The 21,687-nt window shown below is 56.1% G+C and carries 19 protein-coding genes; 3 read left to right on the top strand and 16 right to left on the bottom strand.

Translation table 11 applies throughout. From position 1 onward, the window contains the following. The first annotated feature begins 9 nt into the window (after nt 1-9). Genes coaE through yacG form a run of 3 tightly spaced genes read left to right on the top strand, consistent with a single transcriptional unit; the run spans nt 10 to nt 1,577 of the window. Nucleotides 10-630: a dephospho-CoA kinase gene (coaE, locus tag LBF07_RS14890; RefSeq protein WP_039260810.1), complete on the top strand. Its 621-nt coding sequence runs from the start codon at nt 10-12 to the stop codon at nt 628-630. Continuing rightward, nucleotides 630-1,373 carry a cell division protein ZapD gene (gene zapD, locus LBF07_RS14885; protein WP_023310405.1) on the top strand — a complete coding sequence of 248 codons (744 nt, stop codon included), beginning with the start codon at nt 630-632 and terminating at the stop codon, nt 1,371-1,373. Before coaE ends, zapD begins: the two co-directional genes overlap by 1 nt. 9 nt (nt 1,374-1,382) lie before the next feature. Beyond that, on the top strand, nt 1,383-1,577 hold the full coding sequence (gene yacG, locus LBF07_RS14880) for a DNA gyrase inhibitor YacG (RefSeq protein WP_023310404.1): 195 nt from the start codon (nt 1,383-1,385) through the stop codon (nt 1,575-1,577). Between the two features lie 34 nt (nt 1,578-1,611). Here yacG and mutT read toward each other — a convergent pair whose 3' ends face one another. The 16 genes from mutT to LBF07_RS14800 form a co-directional block, all read right to left on the bottom strand. Further along, nucleotides 1,612-2,004 carry an 8-oxo-dGTP diphosphatase MutT gene (gene mutT, locus LBF07_RS14875; RefSeq protein ID WP_045888157.1) on the bottom strand — a complete coding sequence of 131 codons (393 nt, stop codon included), beginning with the start codon at nt 2,002-2,004 and terminating at the stop codon, nt 1,612-1,614. A 57-nt stretch (nt 2,005-2,061) separates the two neighbouring features. Then, a complete protein-coding gene (gene secA, locus LBF07_RS14870; RefSeq protein WP_023310402.1) occupies nt 2,062-4,767 on the bottom strand; it encodes a preprotein translocase subunit SecA in 2,706 nt (901 codons plus the stop codon). Between the two features lie 58 nt (nt 4,768-4,825). After that, a complete protein-coding gene (gene secM / locus LBF07_RS14865) occupies nt 4,826-5,329 on the bottom strand; it encodes a secA translation cis-regulator SecM (protein ID WP_058840578.1) in 504 nt (167 codons plus the stop codon). Nucleotides 5,330-5,609: 280 nt separating this feature from the next. Continuing rightward, the gene (lpxC, locus tag LBF07_RS14860; protein ID WP_008501977.1) at nt 5,610-6,527 is read right to left on the bottom strand and encodes a UDP-3-O-acyl-N-acetylglucosamine deacetylase; all 918 of its coding nucleotides are present in this window, start codon (nt 6,525-6,527) and stop codon (nt 5,610-5,612) included. 101 nt (nt 6,528-6,628) lie between these two features. After that, a complete protein-coding gene (ftsZ, locus tag LBF07_RS14855) occupies nt 6,629-7,780 on the bottom strand; it encodes a cell division protein FtsZ (protein ID WP_008501978.1) in 1,152 nt (383 codons plus the stop codon). A gap of 63 nt (nt 7,781-7,843) precedes the next feature. Next, complete coding sequence (ftsA, locus tag LBF07_RS14850) at nt 7,844-9,100, bottom strand: cell division protein FtsA (protein ID WP_023334508.1); 1,257 nt, start codon at nt 9,098-9,100, stop codon at nt 7,844-7,846. Then, nucleotides 9,097-9,939 carry a cell division protein FtsQ gene (ftsQ, locus tag LBF07_RS14845; protein ID WP_023310399.1) on the bottom strand — a complete coding sequence of 281 codons (843 nt, stop codon included), beginning with the start codon at nt 9,937-9,939 and terminating at the stop codon, nt 9,097-9,099. Before ftsQ ends, ftsA begins: the two co-directional genes overlap by 4 nt. A gap of 1 nt (nt 9,940) precedes the next feature. Then, a complete protein-coding gene (locus tag LBF07_RS14840) occupies nt 9,941-10,861 on the bottom strand; it encodes a D-alanine--D-alanine ligase (protein ID WP_094934516.1) in 921 nt (306 codons plus the stop codon). Continuing rightward, nucleotides 10,854-12,329, bottom strand: coding sequence for a UDP-N-acetylmuramate--L-alanine ligase (gene murC, locus LBF07_RS14835; RefSeq protein WP_033144631.1), 1,476 nt, complete (start codon nt 12,327-12,329; stop codon nt 10,854-10,856). The genes LBF07_RS14840 and murC overlap by 8 nt, the downstream gene beginning before the upstream one ends. A 56-nt stretch (nt 12,330-12,385) precedes the next feature. Beyond that, nucleotides 12,386-13,450 (bottom strand): undecaprenyldiphospho-muramoylpentapeptide beta-N-acetylglucosaminyltransferase, encoded by a 1,065-nt coding sequence (murG, locus tag LBF07_RS14830; RefSeq protein WP_094934514.1) that lies wholly within the window; start codon nt 13,448-13,450, stop codon nt 12,386-12,388. Beyond that, complete coding sequence (gene ftsW / locus LBF07_RS14825) at nt 13,447-14,691, bottom strand: cell division protein FtsW (RefSeq protein WP_023310395.1); 1,245 nt, start codon at nt 14,689-14,691, stop codon at nt 13,447-13,449. Before ftsW ends, murG begins: the two co-directional genes overlap by 4 nt. Then, nucleotides 14,691-16,007 carry a UDP-N-acetylmuramoyl-L-alanine--D-glutamate ligase gene (murD, locus tag LBF07_RS14820; RefSeq protein ID WP_087823387.1) on the bottom strand — a complete coding sequence of 439 codons (1,317 nt, stop codon included), beginning with the start codon at nt 16,005-16,007 and terminating at the stop codon, nt 14,691-14,693. Before murD ends, ftsW begins: the two co-directional genes overlap by 1 nt. Before the next feature lie 2 nt (nt 16,008-16,009). Further along, on the bottom strand, nt 16,010-17,092 hold the full coding sequence (gene mraY, locus LBF07_RS14815) for a phospho-N-acetylmuramoyl-pentapeptide-transferase (protein ID WP_008501985.1): 1,083 nt from the start codon (nt 17,090-17,092) through the stop codon (nt 16,010-16,012). Continuing rightward, nucleotides 17,086-18,444, bottom strand: a complete 1,359-nt coding sequence (gene murF / locus LBF07_RS14810; RefSeq protein ID WP_069303666.1) for a UDP-N-acetylmuramoyl-tripeptide--D-alanyl-D-alanine ligase — start codon at nt 18,442-18,444, stop codon at nt 17,086-17,088. Before murF ends, mraY begins: the two co-directional genes overlap by 7 nt. Further along, entirely contained in the window at nt 18,441-19,928 is a 1,488-nt protein-coding gene (murE, locus tag LBF07_RS14805; protein ID WP_048979011.1) for a UDP-N-acetylmuramoyl-L-alanyl-D-glutamate--2,6-diaminopimelate ligase, read from the bottom strand. The genes murF and murE overlap by 4 nt, the downstream gene beginning before the upstream one ends. Continuing rightward, nucleotides 19,915-21,681 (bottom strand): peptidoglycan glycosyltransferase FtsI, encoded by a 1,767-nt coding sequence (locus LBF07_RS14800; RefSeq protein ID WP_033144627.1) that lies wholly within the window; start codon nt 21,679-21,681, stop codon nt 19,915-19,917. Before LBF07_RS14800 ends, murE begins: the two co-directional genes overlap by 14 nt. Nucleotides 21,682-21,687 lie beyond the last annotated feature (6 nt).

The following is a 21,687-nucleotide window of genomic DNA, read 5'->3' as shown; positions in this document are numbered from 1 at the left end:
TTTGAATTAATGGGGTATATCGTCGCATTAACCGGCGGCATCGGTAGTGGCAAAAGTACCGTTGCGGACGCGTTCTCTCGTTTGGGTATCACGATTATTGATGCCGATATCATTGCCCGCCAGGTGGTAGAGCCCAATACACCCGCGCTAAAGGCCATCGCAGAACATTTTGGTCAGGCAGTCATCAGTGCCGATGGCACACTGAATCGCCGTCAGCTTCGCGAATGTATTTTTTCTGATTCTGCGGAAAAAGACTGGCTTAATGCCCTGCTCCACCCCATCATCCACCAGGAAACTCAACGTCAGATAGCCGCAGCCCGCTCGCCCTATGTCCTGTGGGTGGTTCCGCTACTGGTTGAAAATCAGCTGCAGAAGAAAGCCGATCGTGTGCTGGTGATTGATGTCGCACCCGAAACGCAAATCCAGAGAACCATGACGCGCGATCGCGTCTCGCGGGAGCATGCTGAACAAATTCTTGCCGCTCAGGCTACGCGCGCTCAGCGCCTTGCCGTGGCGGATGATGTTATTGATAATAACGGCGCACCAGATGCCATTGCATCGGATGTTGCCCGTCTGCACGCGCAGTATCTGACGTTCGCCGCGCAGGCCGTTGCACAGGAAAAACCATAATGTCGACACACATCCTTTTTGAGCATCCGCTCAACGAAAAAATGCGCACCTGGCTGCGCATCGAATTCCTTATTCAACAACTTTCACAACATCTGCCTGTTAACGATCATGCCACCGCGCTGCACTTCTTCCGCAACGTAGGCGATCTGCTGGATGTGATTGAACGCGGCGATGTCCGCACAGAATTACTCAAAGAGCTGGAGCGCCAGCAGCGTAAATTGCAGGCATGGACGGAGGTCCCCGGCGTAGATCAGAGCCGTATCGATGCGCTCCGCCAGCAGTTGAAAAGCAGCAGTGCCGTCCTGATGGCCGCGCCGCGCGTCGGGCAGTTTTTGCGTGAAGACCGCCTGATTGGCCTGGTGCGCCAGCGTCTGAGCATCCCTGGCGGCTGCTGTAGCTTCGACCTGCCGACGCTGCATATGTGGCTACATATGCCACAGGCGCAGCGTGACGCACAGGTGAACAGCTGGCTGGCAAGCCTGGAGCCAATGCACCAGACGCTGTCGTTGATCCTCGATCTGATCCGTAACTCTGCGCCGTTCCGCAAGCAAACCAGCCTGAATGGTTTCTTCCAGGATAACGGTGATGATGCCGATCTTCTGCGTCTCAATCTGTCTCTCGGCGAACAGCTTTACCCACAGATTTCCGGGCATAAGAGCCGCTTTGCGATTCGCTTTATGCCGCTGGACAGTGAAAATGGCACCGTGCCGGAACGTCTCGATTTTGAACTGGCCTGTTGTTAAGGAGTGCCGATGTCTGATGTCACCACCGTAAGCTGCCCAACCTGTGGCAAAACCGTTGTCTGGGGCGAAGTCAGTCCGTTCCGCCCATTCTGCTGCAAGCGCTGCCAGCTCATTGACCTGGGCGAATGGGCGGCGGAAGAGAAACGCATACCTAGCGAAGGCGATCTCTCGGACAGCGATGACTGGAGTGAAACCCAGCAGTAATCTGTAAAGCCTGCTGGCGCTTCGCTCAGCAGGCCTACGGTTGTGCGACTAACCGCAGGATCACGGGCTCATTAGCTGGCGGGAATTTTTCGGCATCACTTGCCTGAAGTTCCACCCAGTTACCCGGCTGTCCCTCTTTTCCCCAGGGTTCTCCCTCCCAGTTTTCCACCAGCCAGAACCACAGCGTAATGTGCCTGTCCGGAAACTGGTACTCAAGCTTATCAAACAGCGTTGCGCTAAGCGGGGTGATCCCCACCTCTTCCTGAAGCTCCCGAACCAGCGCCTCTTCCGGCGTTTCACCTGACTCGATTTTACCGCCTGGAAACTCCCACTTGTTTGCCATATGGGCGTCGGCAGCGCGCTGGGTGATGAAGATTTGGTTTTGCGGGTTGCGAATAATCCCGACGGCAATTTGCAGTATTTTCATATTGTCACTTCCATAAAAAAGGCGCAGATATCTGCGCCTTTTTGTTTTTTTATGAACTTAGCTCAGGCGGCCGTGGCACGCCTTGTACTTTTTACCGGAACCACACGGGCAAGGATCGTTACGACCCACTTTACGATCGCCGGTCTGCGCGGCGATCGCCGCTGCGGCTTCGCTGTCGTCGGTCTGATGACTCAGCTGTTGCATCTGTGCCAGACGCTCGGCTTCTTCACGACGCTGCTGCTCCATCGCTTCCACTTCTTCCGGCATACGCACCTGAACCTTGCTCAGGGTGCTGATCACTTCATACTTCAGTGATTCCAGCATCGAGGCAAACATGGAGAAGGATTCACGCTTGTATTCCTGCTTCGGATCTTTCTGCGCATAGCCACGCAGGTGAATACCCTGACGCAGGTAGTCCATCGCCGCCAGGTGCTCTTTCCACAGGGAGTCGAGCGTCTGCAGCATTACGCCTTTTTCGAAATGACGCATCATTTCAGCGCCAACAACCTCTTCCTTACGCTTGTAGACGTCCAGCGCGGTTTCAAAGATACGTTCGCGCAGGGTCTCTTCGTGCAGCTCAGGCTCTTTATCCAGCCACTCTTTGATTGGCAGATCGAGGTCAAAGTCATTTTTCAGACGTTCCTGCAGGCCTTCGATATCCCACATCTCTTCCAGAGACTGCGGTGGAATATGCGCGTCGATGGTGGCTTTAAACACATCTTCACGAATGCTGTTGATGGTTTCGCTCACGTCGGACACGTCCAGCAGTTCGTTACGCTGAGTATAGATTGCACGACGCTGATCGTTAGCCACATCATCATATTCCAGCAGCTGCTTACGAATATCAAAGTTGCGGCTTTCCACTTTACGCTGTGCGTTAGCGATCGCTTTAGTCACCCAAGGGTGCTCGATGGCTTCGCCAGGTTTCATCCCCAGCTTACGCATCATGCCGGACACACGGTCGGAGGCGAAAATACGCATCAGCGCATCTTCCATAGACAGGTAGAAGCGGGATGAACCGGCATCACCCTGACGACCCGCACGGCCACGCAGCTGGTTATCGATACGACGAGACTCGTGACGCTCTGTACCGATAATGTGCAGACCGCCGGAAGCCAGGACGGCGTCATGACGAACCTGCCAGTCGGCTTTGATCTGCGCAATCTGTTCTGGCGTTGGGTTTTCAAGCTCCGCCACTTCAGCCTGCCAGCTACCGCCCAGCATAATATCGGTACCTCGACCCGCCATGTTGGTGGCAATGGTTACGGCAGCCGGATAACCCGCCTGCGCAACAATGTCCGCTTCTTTGGCGTGGAATTTGGCGTTCAGAACGTTATGTTTGATACCTGCTTTAGTCAGCTCGTGAGAAACCACTTCAGATTTCTCGATGGAGATGGTCCCCACCAGAACCGGCTGGCCATTGGCAGTGCGGTCGCGAATATCTTCGATGATCGCCTGAATTTTTTCCGCTTCGGTCATGTACACCAGATCCGGCATATCCTTACGGATCATCGGACGGTTGGTTGGAACGACCACGGTATCCAGCTTGTAGATGGAGCTGAATTCAAACGCTTCGGTATCAGCAGTACCGGTCATCCCCGCCAGCTTCTCGTACAGACGGAAATAGTTCTGGAAGGTAATAGACGCCAGCGTCTGGTTTTCATTCTGAATATCCACACCTTCTTTGGCTTCCACAGCCTGGTGCAGACCGTCAGACCAGCGACGTCCCTGCATGGTACGGCCGGTGTGTTCATCGACGATGATCACTTCGCCGTCTTTAACGATGTAATCGACGTCGCGGGTGAACAGCGCGTGGGCGCGCAGTGCAGCGGTCACGTGGTGCATCAGCATAATGTTGCTCGGAGAGTACAGGGACTCGCCCTCTTCCATGATGCCTTCAGCTACCAGCAGCTCTTCAATTTTCACCAGACCACGTTCGGTCAGGTTCACCTGGCGCGCTTTTTCATCTACGGAGAAGTGACCTTCACCCTGGAAGGTATCCGAGTCCTCTTTCTCCTGACGCAGCAGGTGTGGAATGATTTTGTCGACCTTACGGTACATCTCTGAGCTGTCTTCAGCCGGGCCGGAGATGATCAGCGGAGTACGCGCTTCATCGATCAGGATGGAGTCAACCTCATCCACCAGCGCATAGTGCAGCTTACGCTGTACGCGCTCTTCCGGGCTGAACGCCATGTTGTCACGCAGGTAGTCGAAGCCGTATTCGTTGTTGGTGCCGTAGGTGATGTCCGCGTTATACGCTTCGCGCTTGGCTGGCGCAGGCAGGCCGGACATGTTGATGCCGACGGTCATACCGAGGAATTCGAACAGTGGACGGTTGTTTTCGGCGTCACGCTGCGCCAGATAGTCGTTGACGGTAACCACGTGAACGCCTTTACCGGTCAGCGCGTTCAGGTAAGCCGGCAGCGTTGCGGTCAGGGTTTTACCTTCACCGGTACGCATTTCCGCGATGCAGCGCTCGTTGAGCACCATACCACCCAGCAGCTGAACGTCGAAGTGACGCATGCCGAATACACGCTTACTCGCTTCGCGCACGACAGCAAACGCTTCCGGGATCAGGCTTTCTAAGGTTTCACCTTTTTCCAGACGCGCACGGAATTCCGCCGTTTTCGCTTTTAGCTCGTCATCAGAGAGCTTCTCCATCGCCGGTTCCATACCGTTGATGACGGCAACAGCTTTGCGCATACGGCGCAGGGTACGATCGTTACGACTACCAAAAACTTTAGTTAACAATTTGATTAGCATAATAAATTCTCAAACGCCCCATTGTGGGCAGATAAATTAAGGTATTGAAAAAGTTAATTTAGCTGAGGCGTTGCGGCCCGGCACGAATGCCGTGAGCCTGGCTAATCCAGGTTGAAACAGAGAATGAAGCTGGTGAAACAAACGCACGCTGCGTTGTCTGACGAACCATGACCGGCGGCTGGCTGTCCTGCGTGAGCAGCGCGTTGAGCGTGTCCAGCAGGGCAAGATGCTGAGCCTGCACCGGCAGCGCCTCTTCCGCAACAGGCATGGCCTGCGGTGCCATCGCAAAGGACAGATGGCGGATAACGGTGCGGATAGCGTGCTGGTGCCAGTAATCGACGGTGAAGTTTGGGCGGCGACTGGCTTCAAGCCACGCGAGGTTAGTAAAGTTAACCCGCGTGTTGAGATCGTGTTTAGTGGTGGAGGTTTTTGCGGGCGCCGCCGCTTCGGCACTGTTGCTGAGCGCAGGCAAGCCGAAACTCGCCGCGACCATCCCTAATAAGAGATGCGGCCAGAAGTAACGTCTGCCAAATTGTCGCCAGCGCGTCAGTATTCCGCTCACCTGCTCCACCCAATAAGCCAGCCTTGCAGAGGCTGAGTTCAGTTATTCATTTTAGCGCCCAGATAGTACCACTAAAGCCAATATACATCAGCAGGAATGAGGTGCCGCCGCGGAGAAAAACGGTCAAGAATGCAGCTAACGCACATAATTTTCTGAGTAAGACAAACGAGAGATACCGCAGGGGTAAACGAAGAAGGGTAAAAATAAAAACGACTGGTCTTCCTGGTCGGAGAGAGTACCAGGTTAACCAGTCGATTTTTTTACGAAACGGTTTGAACCGTTACGCCAGAACCATGCTTGGTGCTTTGAAAGCCAGCGGCAGTTCAGCTTCGTCTTCGAAGGTCACATATTCCCAGGCTTCCTGTTTTGCCAGGACGGCCTGCAACAGTTTGTTGTTCAGCGCATGACCGGATTTGAACGCGGTAAATGCACCAATGATGTTGTGACCACACATGAACAGGTCGCCGATAGCATCCAGCATTTTGTGACGAACGAATTCATCTTCGAAACGCAGGCCGTCTTCGTTCAGTACGCGATAATCGTCAACAACGATGGCACAATCGAAGCTGCCGCCCAGGCACAGGCCGCGGGACTGCAGATATTCGATATCACGCATGAAGCCAAATGTACGGGCTCGGCTGATCTGGCGCATAAACGCATCGGCAGAGAAGTTCATCGCATAGCGCTGGGTGCTGGAGTCAATCGCCGGATGGTTAAAGTCGATGGTAAAGTCCAACGAGAAACCATTGTACGGTTTGAATTCAGCCCACTTGTCGCCATCTTCGACGCGAACGGTCTCTTTGATGCGTACAAATTTCTTCGCGCAGTTCAGTTCTTCGATGCCGGCATCCAGCAACAGATAGACGAACGGTGCAGCACTGCCATCCATAATCGGGATTTCTGGCGCATCGACTTCAACAATAATGTTGTCGATACCCAGACCCGCCAGGGCGGCGTTCAGGTGCTCTACGGTAGAAATCCGCACGTCATGCTCGTTCACCAGACAAGTACAGAGCATAGTATCACGCACAGATTTGGCATCGGCCGGAAAATCTACCGGTGGATTCAAGTCGGTGCGACGATAGATGACCCCGGTATTGGCCGGCGCAGGGCGTAACGTCAGCGTGACTTTCTTGCCGGTATGTAAACCGACACCAGTCGCCTGAACGATACGTTTAAGTGTCCTTTGTTTGATCATCGTATAATCTCGCCAAATTAACTATCCAACCGAGAGTGTATATCACTAACGGTGGGCCAGTTTAGCACAAAGAGCGCAAATCCCCTAATTCCAGCCAATTCTTAGTCAGCTTGCTTACGCAGGAACGCCGGGATATCCAGATAATCTGGCTCTTTCGCCGTTTGCGGCGTTGGGTCGTTCACCACTTTCGCGGCCGGTTTCTGCTCCTGAGTCAGAGGAGACATACCGTGCTGCTGGTAACGATCCATTACCGGTTGCTGAGTCTGCTTGTTGGTCACTAAGGTGATCTCAGGACGCTTGTCCATACCGATACCGGTCGCAACAACGGTAACACGCAGCTCGTCGTTCATTTCAGGGTCAAGGGAAGTACCGATTACCACGGTCGCGTTGTCAGAGGCGAACGCACGGATAGTGTTACCCACGGTTTCGAACTCATCCAGACGCAGGTCAAAGCCAGCGGTAATGTTGACCAGCACGCCGCGCGCACCAGACAGATCGATATCTTCCAGCAGTGGAGAAGAGATAGCCATTTCAGCCGCTTCTTCAGCACGGTCTTCACCGCTCGCCACGCCAGAGCCCATCATCGCGTAGCCCATTTCGGACATCACGGTGCGAACGTCTGCAAAGTCAACGTTCATCAGGCCAGGACGGGTAATCAGTTCAGCGATACCCTGAACCGCGCCTTTCAGCACGTCGTTTGCAGCACCGAATGCGTCCAGCAGGGAAATACCGCGACCCAGAACTTTCAACAGCTTGTCGTTAGGGATGGTGATCAGCGAGTCCACATGCTTGGACAGCTCGGTGATACCCTGCTCCGCGAAGGCCATACGCTTCTTGCCTTCAAAATTGAAAGGCTTGGTCACGACAGCAACGGTCAGGATACCTAAATCTTTTGCCACTTCAGCCACAACAGGTGCTGCGCCGGTACCGGTACCGCCACCCATGCCTGCTGCGATGAAGACCATGTCCGCACCTTCCAGTGCAGCGCGCAGCGCTTCACGATCTTCTTCAGCCGCATTACGGCCGACTTCCGGGTTAGCTCCTGCTCCCAGCCCTTTGGTGATACCACCGCCGATCTGGATAGTCTGGCCAACAGCTGTCTTACGCAGTGCCTGCGCATCGGTGTTAACTGCGAAGAATTCAACACCTTCAATGCGTTCACGCACCATATGCTCTACGGCGTTACCGCCGCCGCCACCGACGCCGATGACTTTAATCACCGCGTCGTTGGTCAGTTCCATAGGTTCAAACATAATTTCTCTCTCCGTTGTGCCTGTCGCCCGAGACCGCTAATTCTCTCCGGTCTCTTAAAAAAATTAAAACTCTTTTCGCAACCAGTTGTTCAGTCGTTTGACCCACGACCCCACTGAGACGCGTTTTTCCACTTCTGCTTCACCACTGAGATGAGATTCCTTCCCGTAGTGGAGCAGGCCCACAGCCGTTGAATAATACGGCTCCTGAGCATAATCCGTTAAACCGGTGATATTCAGCGGCGCACCAATACGCACCTGCGTATGGAACACGCGCTGAGCACAGGCCGCAAGACCTTCAATTTGCGCTGCACCGCCGGTTAATACAATCCCCGCCGCAAGATGATGTTTAACGCCCTGCTGACGAAGCTGTTCCTGTAACTGTAAAATCTCTTCGTTGACCAGGTTGAGCAGCTCGGTATAGCGCGGCTCTATCACCTCTGCCAACGTCTGGCGCTGCAGGCTACGCGGTGGACGACCACCGACGCTCGGCACTTCAACGCTCTCATCTTTGCCAACGATAGACCCCAGCGCGCAGCCGTGGCGCACTTTAATCGCTTCTGCATCGCTCGGCGGCGTACCAAAAGCGTAAGCAATATCGCTGGTCACAACGTTCCCGGCATAAGGGATCACTTTCGTGTGGCGCAACGCACCGCCGGTATACACGGCGATATCCATTGTACCACCACCAATATCGACCACACAGACACCCAGTTCACGTTCATCTTCGGTCAGCACGGAATAACTTGCCGCCAGACCGGCGAAAATAAGTTGGTCAACTTTCAGGCCACAACGTTCAACGGCTTTTACAATGTTCTTCGCCATATCGTTGTGACATGTGATCAGGTGCACTTTTGCCTGCATACGTACGCCAGAAAGACCGACCGGGTTCTTGATCCCTTCCTGGTAGTCAATCGCATATTCCTGCGGAATGACATGCAGCACGCGATGCTCGTCGCGGACACGCACGGATTTCGCCGTGTGCACGACGTTTTCAACGTCTTCCTGCGTCACTTCTTCTTCGGAAATCGGCACCATACCGATTTCGTTCTGGCAGCTAATGTGCTTACCAGAAAGGGCCAGATAGACAGAAGAAATCTGGCAATCTGCCATCAGTTCAGCCTGATCGATGGCGCGCTGAACGCATTTCACCACCGATTCAAGATCGTTTACCCCACCTTTATCCATACCACGGGACGGGCAACTGCCTACGCCAATGATATTGACCATACCGTCGGGCAGAACTTCCCCTACTAAAGCGGCAACCTTCGCGGTGCCAATCTCCAGTCCAACTACCAGTTTTCTGTCCGTCGCCTTGATCATTGTTGTTCTGCCTGTACCTGTGCCTGATTCTGTTGCTGATTAGGTTCCTCGACCGGAGCCGGTACCCAACCGACTGCTGCGCCTGAGTCATAGCGCAAATCAACGTAGCTTATCCGTTTGCCGTCAGTCTGTGCCTGCTGCTGTAAAACCGGGTAAAGTTCGACAAAACGCGCCAGACGCTTCATTGTGTCGCCGCGTCCCAGGTTGAGCTTAATGCCGTTCGTTAACGTCAGCTGCCAGGAACGGCGCGCCGTCATGGCAGCATCTTTTAACGTAAACCTGTCCTTCGCCAGCACCTGACCCATTTCGCGAAAACCTTGTAACACCTCGTTTTCGCTACCTTCCGGGCCATACAACATCGGTAAATTTTGCTTGTTGACACGATCGGCCGGGACGCTGAAGGAGTTTCCGTCTGCGTCAACCATGTGCTGATCATTCCAACGCGCAATGGGCACATATTCAACCAGATGAATCTTCAATTCATCAGGCCATTGCTTTCTTACGCTCGCCTGTTTTATCCATGGCAGACGTTCTATCTGGCTCTGGATAATGTTGACGTCCTGCGTCATAAAAGTGCCAGGCGAGCCCAGCGCCAGAATTGACTGGCGAATATCGTCGTTACGCGTGTAGTGACGCTCACCGGTGACCACCAGCTTAGAAAGCGGCAACCGCTGCGCATCTTCCATCCAGCCCAGGACCATCCAGCCGCTGATAAACACGGTGCACAGCACCCCGAGCAGGAAAATGATGCCTGCAAGACGCGTTCCATTACTGCGGCGTGAGGAGGCGTATTCGTCCTCGTCATCGCGGTTGCGCGTGTTCAATGCAGCCTGAGACATATCAGCCCGCCTGGTCCAGAATGCGTACGACTAACTGCGAGAAGCTCATCCCCGCCTGACGCGCGGCCATCGGCACAAGGCTGTGGCTGGTCATTCCCGGAGAGGTATTCGCTTCCAGCAGATAAAATTGTCCGTCACTGTCCTGCATCACGTCGATGCGTCCCCAGCCCTGACAACCCAGAATATGCCAGGCTTTAAGCACCAGGGACTGTAAATCTGCTTCACGCTCAGCTTCAAGACCACAAGGGCAGAAATATTGCGTCTCATCAGAGAGATACTTCGCCTCATAATCATAGAAGGTTCCGGCCGGTTGGATACGAATTGACGGTAAAATTTCTTCGCCAAGCATCGCGACGGTAAATTCCGGCCCGCTGAGCCATTTTTCAACCAGAACTTCTTCATCATGTTGAAATGCCAGTGCTAAAGCGGACGAAAGATCTTCAGCTTTCTCGACTTTGGACATTCCCACGCTCGAACCTTCCCGGCTGGGCTTTACAATAACCGGTAAGCCCAGCTCAGCAATGCGTGTATTAACGCTATCCGGCAGGCCCAATTCAAATTCGCGACGCGTCAGTGCTACCCATGGCGCAACGGGTAACCCCGCGCCCTGCCACAGAAGCTTGCTGCGCAGTTTGTCCATAGAGATAGCGGAGGCCATCACGCCGCTGCCGGTGTACGGCATGCCGAGCAAATCCAGAAGCCCCTGCAGGGTGCCGTCTTCGCCGCCGCGACCATGCAAAGCGATAAAGACTTTATCGAAACCCATGGCTTTTAATTGCGTCACGTCGACCTCTTTTGGGTCGACCAGGTGCGCATTGACGCCACCTTCGCGCAGGCCCGCCAGCACAGCCGCGCCGGAATTCAGGGAAACCTCGCGCTCGGCGGAGGTGCCGCCAGACAGGACAGCAATCTTATCAGCCATGATGCTCATCCTCCTGGGTTTGCGGCTTCAGTTTGATTTCAGCTAAGGTACGGGCGATTTTGCCGATATTTCCCGCGCCCTGAATCAGAATCAAATCATTACCTGTCAGGACCGGTGCCAAAATTTCCGCCACCTGTGCTGGGTCAGAAACCAGAATAGGGTCAACTTTACCGCGTCCACGGATGGTACGACACAGGGAACGGCTGTCGGCCCCCGGAATCGGCGTCTCGCCTGCGGCGTACACGTCCAGCATTAACAGGGTGTCTACCTGTGACAGGACGCTGGCGAAATCGTCGTACAGATCGCGCGTACGCGTGAAGCGGTGCGGCTGGAAGACCATCACCAGATTTTTGTCCGGCCAGCCTGCACGTGCGGCTTTAATGGTCGCGTCGACTTCGGTCGGATGGTGGCCATAGTCGTCCACCAGCATCGCAGTGCCGGCTTTACCGTTCACGGCGTCCAGCGGGAATTCACCGAGGAAGTCGAAGCGACGGCCGGTGCCCTGGAAGCTTTCCAGCGCGCGCAGAATGGCATCATCATCAATGCCTTCTTCCGTCGCGACGGCCACAGCAGCTGCGGCATTGAGGGCGTTATGGCGACCTGGCGCATTCAGCGTGACGTGCAGCAGTTCTTTGTCCTGACGCGCCAGCGTGAAATGCCCCTGCGCACCAATCTGTTTGTACTCTTCCACGCGGACGTCAGCGTCTTCGCTGAAGCCGTAAGTGGTGATTTGACGACCCACGCGCGGCAGCAGCTCGCGGATCACCGGATCGTCTACGCACATCACCGCACGTCCATAGAATGGCAGGTTGTGCAGGAAGTTGATGAAGGTCTGCTTTAAGTTCTCGAAGTCGCCCTGGTAGGTATCCATATGGTCAGCTTCGATGTTAGTGACAATCGCCACCATCGGCTGCAGGTGCAGGAACGACGCGTCGCTCTCATCCGCTTCGGCAATCAGATAACGACTGTGGCCCAGACGCGCGTGTACGCCCGCGGCTTTGACCAGACCGCCGTTGACGAACGTCGGGTCGAGACCCGCTTCCGCATAAATACTGGAGACCATCGCCGTGGTCGTGGTTTTACCGTGGGTCCCGGCAATGGCGATGCCGTGACGGAAACGCATCAGTTCCGCCAGCATTTCTGCACGGCGGATCACCGGAATGCGCGCTTCATGTGCGGCAACGATTTCCGGGTTGTCAGAGGAGATGGCGCTGGAGACCACCACCACGCTCGCATCGCGCACGTTTTCCGGACGATGGTTGAAATAGATAGTCGCCCCAAGCGACGCCAGCTGCTGCGTAACAGGGTTTGGCGCCAGGTCAGACCCGCTGATCTGATAACCTTCGTTAGCTAACACTTCGGCAATACCGCCCATGCCAGCACCACCGATGCCAACAAAGTGAATGTGCCGGACGCGACGCATCTCGGGCACGATTGAACGCAGTTTTGCCAGTTGTTGTGTATTCATTCTCTAAACGCCATCGACTACTTAAAATTCGTGCAGCGCAACACGCGCTGCGAGGGTTAAGCCTGGGCTGCCAGGCTCACTTCTTTTGCCACCCGTTCCGTCGCATCAGGGATAGCGGTCGCGCGTGCGCGTTGCGCCATCTCCAGCAGTGCGTCTCTGTTCCAGCCCGCCAGGGTGGTGGCGACCGCGTCGGCGGTAAATTGTGGCTGTTCAAAAATCTTCGCGGCACCGGCTTTCTCAAGCGGCAGCGCATTCCAGTACTGCTGTCTGTCTTTGTGCTGGAACGGCACAAACAGGGCCGGCAGACCGGCGGCGGCGATCTCGCTCACCGTCAGCGCGCCTGAACGACAGACCACGACATCGGCCCAGGCATACGCTGCCGCCATGTCGTCGATAAATTCTGTGACTTTATGCTGCGGCTGGCCTTCGTCTGCGTAAGCTTGCTCAACGGTCTGCTGAGCGCCTTTTCCGCTCTGGTGCCAGATGGTCACGGTATCCCCCAGCTTTGCGGCAACCTGCGGCATCGTCTGGTTTAGAACACGCGCCCCCTGAGAGCCGCCGACGACCAGTACACGAACCGGCCCTTCACGGCCCGTCAGGCGAGCGTCCGGCAGCGGGAGCGCCAGCACGTCCACACGCACCGGGTTACCCACCACGTCCGCTTTCGGGAACGCACCGGGAAACGCCTGCATAACTTTGGTAGCGATTTTCGCCAGCCACTTGTTGGTCAGACCGGCAATACCGTTCTGTTCATGCAGCACAACGGGAATGCCTAAGGACCACGCCGCCAGCCCGCCAGGACCAGAGACATAGCCGCCCATGCCCAGCACCACATCTGGCTTAAAGCGCTTCATGATGGTGCGCGCCTGGCGCCAGGCGTTAAAAATACGCACAGGTGCCAGCAGCATTGCCTTGAGGCCTTTGCCCCGAAGGCCGGAAATACGAATAAAGTCGATCTCAATACCGTGCTTCGGCACCAGGTCGGCTTCCATGCGGTCTGCGGTTCCCAGCCAGCGTACCTGCCAGCCCTGATCCATTAAATGGTGCGCAACCGCCAGCCCCGGGAACACGTGTCCGCCGGTACCGCCTGCCATCACCATTAACCGCTTCGGTTGATTCATCGTGAACCTCGTGTAAACGCCTGGGCTTTTTCCAGACGTGTTTCATAATCTATGCGCAACAAAAACATGATGGCCGTCGACATAATCAACAGACTCGAACCACCATAACTGATCAACGGCAGCGTCAGACCTTTGGTCGGCAGCATACCTGCTGCGGCCCCGACGTTAACCAATGCCTGGAAGCTAAACCAGATACCAATTGAACAGGCTAAGAATCCTGAGAAGCGGTGATCGATCTCCAGCGCTTTCCGGCCGATGGACATGGCGCGGAAAGCGACGAAGAATACCATTAATAGCGCTAATACCACACCGATATAACCCAGTTCTTCCGCAATAATGGAGAAGATGAAGTCAGTATGCGCTTCCGGTAAATACTCCAGTTTCTGTACCGAGTTACCCAGCCCCTGCCCCCAGACTTCACCGCGACCAAAGGCCATCAGCGACTGCGTCAGCTGATAGCCGCTGCCGAACGGATCTTCCCACGGGTTCCAGAACGAGGTCACACGGCGAATACGGTAAGGCTCGGCGAGGATCAGCAGCACAACCGCCGAAATCCCCATCCCGATGATAGCGATGAACTGCCACAGCTTCGCGCCCGCCAGGAACAGCATGGCCAGAGTGGTAACGAACAGCACGACAACGGTACCGAGGTCAGGCTGCGCCAGCAGTAATACCGCCAGCACCAGAATCACGCCCATCGGTTTTAAGAAGCCGCGCAGGTTGTTACGCACTTCATCAACCTTACGCACCAGGTAGTTAGCCAGATAGCAGAACAGGGAGAGCTTGGTAAATTCCGCAGGCTGAATGCGCAGAGGGCCAAAGGCGATCCAGCGTGATGCCCCGTTAACAGAGCTCCCCACCACCAGAACGATCAGCAGCATAATAATCGAGGCGATCAGCATCGCCGTACTGTGCCGCTGCCAGAACTCCATTGGCAGACGCAAGGTCACCAGCGCCAGGCAGAACGCCAGGATGATGTAAAGACCATCGCGCTTGGCAAACAGGAAAGGATCGTTCGCCAGACGCTGCCCGACAGGCATTGAGGCTGACGTCACCATAATAAAGCCGACCGCCGCCAGCCCCATCGTGAGCCAGAACAGCGTGCGATCGTACATGACCAGGCTGTCGTTATCTTTTTGACGAGAGCCCATCACCCAGCCTTTGAGCGCCGCAAACACCCATGCCAGGATCCCAAATCCTGGCAGGCGCGGCATTTTCAGGCGAGGGAGAGATAAACGCATTAGCCTAACTCCTTCGCCAGGCGGGTAAAGACATCACCACGCTGTTCGAAATTCTTGAATTGATCGAGGCTGGCACAGGCCGGAGAGAGCAGCACCATATCGCCTGGCTTCACGCGAGGGGCAATCAGCCGCATCGCCTGTTCCATGGTTTCGGTTTGCTCGGCAACCTCAGGGCGCAGTTCAGCCAGCTCGCTGCCGTCACGCCCGAAGCAGTACAGACGGACGTTATCGCCGGCGAGATACGGCTTCAGGGAGGAGAAATCAGCTGATTTACCGTCGCCGCCCAGCAGTAAATGCAGGGTGCCGTCAACGTGCAGACCGTTGAGCGCGGCCTCGGTGCTGCCCACGTTGGTGGCTTTGGAGTCGTTGATCCAGCGCACGCCGTTGTGCTCCAGCGCCAGCTGGAAACGGTGCGCCAGACCAGAAAACGTGGTTAATGCTTTCAGGCTGGAGGAGCGCGGCAGCCCTACTGCATCCGCCAGCGCCAGCGCCGCCAGGGCATTGGTATAGTTGTGCTGACCAGTGAGCTTCATCTCTTTCACGTTCAGCACTTTCTCACCCTTCACGCGCAGCCAGGTTTCGCCCAGCTGACGGTTCAGGTGGTAATCCCCCATCGTGATACCGAAGCTGATACAGCGATCGTCTGCACCGCGTACGGGCATGGTCAGCGCGTCATCGGCGTTTACAACGCAGACTTTGGCATTTTCATAAACGCGCAGCTTGGCGGCACGGTACTGCTGCAGACCAAATGGATATCGGTCCATATGATCTTCAGTCACGTTGAGGATCGTCGCAGCCGCAGCGTGCAGGCTGGAGGTGGTTTCCAGCTGGAAGCTGGAAAGCTCGAGAACATACAGCTCGCAGCCTTTATCCAGCAGCATCAGAGCGGGTAAACCAATGTTACCGCCAACGCCGACGTTCATGCCCGCCGCTTTCGCCATTTCACCCACCAGGGTGGTGACGGTGCTTTTACCGTTAGAACCGGTAATGGCGATAACAGGCGCCTGCGCTTCGCGGCAGAACAGCTCGATATCGCCGACAATCTCAACGCCCGCATCCGCAGCAGCGCTCAGCGAAGGATGCGCCAGCGCCATACCCGGGCTGGCGACAATCAGATCGGCTGCCAGCAGCCAGTCATCATTCAGACCACCAAGGTGGCGTTCAACCTGTTCCGGCAGTTTGTCCAGACCCGGCGGAGAGACACGCGTATCCATCACGCGTGGCGTCACGCCGCGTGCGAGGAAAAAGTCCACGCAGGAGAGCCCCGTGAGGCCCAACCCGATGATAACGACTTTTTTGCCCTGGTAATCTGCCATGATTAACGTACCTTCAGCGTTGCCAGGCCAATCAGCACCAGCATCAGCGAAATAATCCAGAAGCGCACAATCACGCGCGGCTCCGGCCAGCCTTTCAGTTCATAGTGGTGGTGAATCGGCGCCATACGGAAGATGCGCTGACCGCGCAGCTTGAAGGAACCGACCTGCAAAATCACCGACAGGGTTTCAACCACAAATACGCCGCCCATGATCACCAGCAGGAACTCCTGACGCAGCAGTACGGCGATAATGCCGAGCGCACCGCCCAAAGCCAGAGAACCGACGTCACCCATAAAGACCTGCGCCGGATAGGTGTTGAACCACAGGAAGCCCAGCCCCGCGCCGACAATCGCCGTACAGACGATCACCAGCTCACCCGCGTGGCGCAAATAAGGGATGTGCAGGTAGTTCGCAAAGTTCATGTTACCGGTCGCCCATGCCACCAGCGCAAAACCGGCGGCCACAAAGACGGTTGGCATAATGGCCAGGCCATCCAGACCGTCGGTCAGGTTAACGGCGTTGCCGGTACCGACAATCACAAAGTAGGCCAGCAGGATGTAGAACAGCCCCAGCTGTGGCATCACGTCTTTAAAGAACGGCACGACCAGCTCGGTGGCAGGCGTGTCTTTGCCTGCCAGATACAGCGCAAAGGCCACGCCCAGCGCGATCACCGACATCCAGAAATACTTCCAGCGCGCGATCAGGCCTTTGGTATCTTTGCGGACGACTTTGCGGTAATCATCCACAAAACCGATGATCCCGTAACCCACCAGTACCGTCAGAACGCACCAGACGTACGGGTTGGAGGGATAGGCCCACAGCAACACGGAAACGACGATGGCGGTCAGGATCATGATCCCGCCCATGGTCGGCGTGCCGCGCTTGCTGAAGTGCGATTCCGGACCGTCGTTACGCACAACCTGGCCGAAAGAGAGTTTTTGCAGACGGGCAATCATGCGCGGGCCCATCCACAGCGAGATGAACAGCGCAGTCAGCAGGCTGACGATGGCGCGAAACGTCAGATACGAAAAGACGTTAAAGCCTGAATAATATTTGACCAAATGTTCGGCCAGCCAAACTAACATGTCCCGTTCTCCTGTAATGCGTGCACAACCTCTTCCATGGCGGCACTACGTGAACCTTTCACTAACACAGTCACAATTTGTTTTTCTGTAATCAACGCCTTAAGGCGCGCTATCAACGCGGTTTTATCAGCAAAATGCTCGCCAACGCCGCTGGCTTGGCTAATCGCCTGGCTCAGTTTTCCTGCGCTCAGCACGCAGTCCAGCCCTGCCGCTTTCGCCGCTTCACCGACCTGGGTATGGCAGGCTTCGCTTTCGTCGCCCAGCTCTGCCATATCGCCCACCACCATGATGCGGTAGCCCGGCATTTCAGATAACACCTGCACCGCCGCCGTCATCGAGCCCACGTTCGCGTTGTAGGAGTCATCAAGCAGCAGCTTGTTTTCCGAAAGCTGAATCGGGAACAGACGCCCCGGCACGGCTTTCAGGTTCGCCAGCCCGGTTTTAATCGCTTCATGCGACGCGCCCACTGCCGTCGACAACGCCGCCGCCGCAAGCGCATTGGCGATATTATGGCGACCCGGCAGCGGCAGCAGCACATCTACGCCACCCGTTGGGGTGGTGAGGGTGAACTCCGTACCGTGCGACGTCACATGGATATTGGTCGCGGTAAAATCACTGTTGGCCGCATTCGGCGAGAAGCGCCAGGTTTTACGCGAACCAATAATGCTTTGCCAGTTCAGCCAGTCGTTGTTGTCGGCGTTCAGAATGGCGATACCGTCATCCGGCAGACCGGTGTAAATCTCACCTTTGGCTTTCGCTACGCCTTCCAGCGAGCCAAAGCCTTCCAGATGCGCCGCCGCGAGGTTATTCACCAGCGCGGCTTCCGGGCGAGTCAGGCTCACGGTCCAGGCGATTTCGCCTTGGTGGTTTGCCCCTAACTCGATCACCGCAAATTCATGTTCTTTGGTCAGGCGGAGTAATGTCATCGGCACGCCGATGTCATTATTGAGGTTGCCCGCGGTATAAAGCGTATTCCCGCACTGGCTGAGGATCGCCGCCGTCATCTCTTTCACCGACGTCTTGCCTGATGAACCGGTCAAGGCGACAACGCGCGTAGGGACCTGCTGGCGAACCCAGGCGGCCAGCTCACCGAACGCGAGACGCGTATCTTTCACCACAATTTGTGGCAGATCGATATCGAGCTTGCGGCTGACGAGCAGCGCACCGGCGCCGTTCTCTTTGGCCTGTTCCGCAAAATCATGCGCGTCAAAACGCTCGCCTTTCAGCGCCACAAACAGACAGCCTGCGGTGATTTTGCGGGTGTCCGTCGTTACGGCATCAATGGTCAGGTCTTGCCCGTGGAGGTCGCCCTGCAGAATAGCAGCGGCCTGGCTTAACGTGATGCTAATCATGCCACGACTCCCAGCAGGCGTGCTGCCGTTACGCGGTCCGAGTAGTCCAGACGGCGATTGCCAACGATCTGATAATCTTCATGGCCTTTGCCCGCCAGCAGGACAACATCATTCTCCTGCGCCTGCATGATGGTGTTGGTCACGGCTTCCGCACGCCCTTCCACCACGCGAGCGCGGCCCGCGTCCAGCATGCCCGCCAGAATGTCATTAATGATGGCGCGCGGCTCTTCGGTACGCGGGTTGTCATCGGTCACAACCGGAATATCTGCGAACTGCTCGGCAATAGCCCCCATCAGCGGGCGTTTGCCTTTATCGCGATCGCCGCCGCAGCCAAACACGCACCAGAGCTTACCGGCGCAGTGCAGGCGCGCCGCTTCCAGCGCTTTTTCCAGCGCATCCGGCGTGTGGGCATAATCAACCACAACGGTCGGTTTGCCCGGCGCGCTGAACACTTCCATACGGCCGCAAACCGGCTGCAGACGCGCTGAGGTTTTCAGCAGTTCAGCCATCGGATAACCCAGCGCCAGCAGCGTTGCCAGCGCCAGCAGCAGGTTGCTGACGTTAAACGCGCCCATCAGGCGGCTTTCAATTTCGCCTTCACCCCAAGAAGAGGCAAAGCGGATTGTCGCCCCGCTGTCGTGATAATTCACCTCAACCGCCTTCAGCCAGCGGCCGTGGCAGTTGGGATTGATATGGTCTTCCATCGACACCGCAACCGCATCCGGCAGCTTCGCCAGCCAGCGGCGGCCCACTTCGTCGTCGGCGTTGATGATGGCTTGTCCGTAATGGTGAGTAGAGAACAGCAGCCATTTCGCGGCTTCGTAATGCTCCATATCACCGTGATAATCAAGATGATCGCGGCTCAGGTTGGTAAACACGGAAGCGGCAAATTTCAGCGCCGCGACGCGGTGCTGAACCAGACCGTGCGAAGAGACTTCCATCGCAGCAAAGGTTGCCCCCTGCCCTGCCAGACCGGCAAGCACATGCTGTACGTCTACGGCCGAGCCGGTGGTGTTTTCCGTCGGGCTCACTTTGCCCAGCAGGCCGTTACCCACGGTACCCATCACCGCACCGGTTTCACCCAGCAGCTGGGCCCACTGCGCCATCAGCTGCGTGGTAGTGGTTTTACCGTTCGTACCCGTGACGCCTACCAGGCGCAGCTGGTCGGAAGGTTCGTGATAAAAACGTCCCGCCAGCGCGGAAAGACGCTCGTTTAACTGGCTGAGATAGATGACCGGCACCCCGTGCATTTCACGGATCTCACCGTCGGTTGCCTCATCTTTGGCCTCAGCAATAATGGCAGCCACACCTTGCGCAATCGCCTGCGGGATATAACGACGCCCGTCCGCCTGATGACCGACCACCGCCACAAAAAGATCGCCAGAAGCAGCCACGCGGCTGTCCAGTACCATCTCTCGCAGTGCTCGCTCCGGTGCATTTGGCACCCACGGAGCGAGAAGGTCGCGCAAATTACGATCTGCCACCTGTACCCTCGCCTTGATTAATTACAAATTCACTTTTTTCGCCCGTCGCCAGCGCATCCGGTTCGATGTTCATGGTGCGTAACACGCCGCCCATGATAGCCCCGAACACAGGCGCGGAGACGGCGCCGCCGTAGTATTTACCCGCCTGTGGATCGTTTATCACGACCACCAGCGCAAAACGCGGATTGCTTGCAGGCGCAACGCCTGCGGTATAGGCAATGTATTTGTTGATATAGCGGCCGTCCGGCCCTACTTTTTTCGCCGTGCCGGTCTTGATGGCGATGCGATAACCTTTGATTGCCGCCTTCACGCCGCCGCCGCCGGGCAGCGCCACGCTTTCCATCATATGAACAACCGTACGGACGGTTGATTCCGGGAAGATACGCTCGCCGGGAACCGGTGGATCAACTTTGGTAATCGACAGCGGACGATAAACGCCATAGCTGCCGATCGTTGCGTAGACTCGCGCTAACTGTAACGGTGTCACCATTAGCCCGTAGCCGAAAGAGAAGGTGGCCCTCTCTATGTCAGACCACCGTTGTTTTTGAGGATATAAGCCACTGCGTTCTCCGACCAACCCCAAATTGGTCGCCTTTCCAAGCCCAAAACGTGAGTAAGTCTCTACTAACGCTGAGGACGGCATCGCTAACGCCAGCTTTGAAACACCGACGTTACTCGACTTCTGTAACACCCCGGTCAGGGTCAATTCGCTGTAGCGCGCCACGTCTTTGATCTCGTGGCCGTTAATTCGGTATGGAATGGTATTCAGGACGGTGTTTTCATTGACGATACCGCGCTGAAGGGCAGTCATGACCACCATCGGCTTAACGGTCGAACCCGGTTCGAACACGTCGGTGATGGTACGGTTACGCATAATATCCTTCTGCGTACCGGTAAGATTGTTAGGGTTGTAGGACGGGCTATTGGCCATCGCCAGCACTTCACCCGTGTTGACATCGACTAACACGGCACTGCCCGATTCCGCTTTGTTGAAGGCCACGGCATTGTTCAGCTCGCGGTAAACCAGCGCCTGTAGCCGCTCATCAATACTCAGGGCCAGATTGTGCGCGGCCTGGCTGTCCGTAGAGGAAATATCCTCGATCACGCGACCATAGCGGTCCTTACGCACAATACGCTCGCCGGGCTGGCCGGTGAGCCATTTATCAAAGCTTTTTTCAACGCCTTCAATCCCCTGGCTATCAACGTTAGTAAAGCCAATGAGGTGAGCAGTCACTTCGCCGGATGGATAGTAACGACGGGATTCTTCACGCAGATGGATCCCCGGCAGCTTCAATTTTTTGATGTAGTCCGCCATGTCAGGGTTAACCTGACGCGCCAGATAGATAAACCGCCCTCGCGGGTTCGTATTTACGCGTGAAGCTAACTGGTCCAGCGGCATCTTCAGCGCATCCGCAAGGGCCTTCCAGCGGTTATCAAGCGTGATACCGCCAGCGTCGTGCAGCTCTTTAGGATCGGCCCAGATCGCCTTCACCGGCACGCTCACCGCCAGCGGACGACCCGAACGGTCGGTGATCATCCCGCGGGATGTCGACACTTCCTGGACGCGCAGGGAGCGCATGTCGCCCTGACGCACCAGCATGTCAGGGGCGATGATTTGCAGCCAGGCCACGCGTCCCAGCAGAAAACCCAGAGCGAGTAAAATGCAGCCGCAAAGCAACGCAAAACGCCAACTGACAAAGTTGGCCTGTTCTTCCTGACGTTTTGGTTTTAGCGTTTTTGCCGCTGCTTTCATGCGTCG

It is taken from the genome of Enterobacter cloacae complex sp. ECL352 (assembly GCF_020149545.1).
GTDB classification, from domain to species: Bacteria; Pseudomonadota; Gammaproteobacteria; order Enterobacterales; family Enterobacteriaceae; genus Enterobacter; species Enterobacter asburiae_B.
The sequence above is the reverse complement of the archived record's forward strand: the minus strand, read 5'-3'. Positions and strand labels throughout refer to the sequence as shown.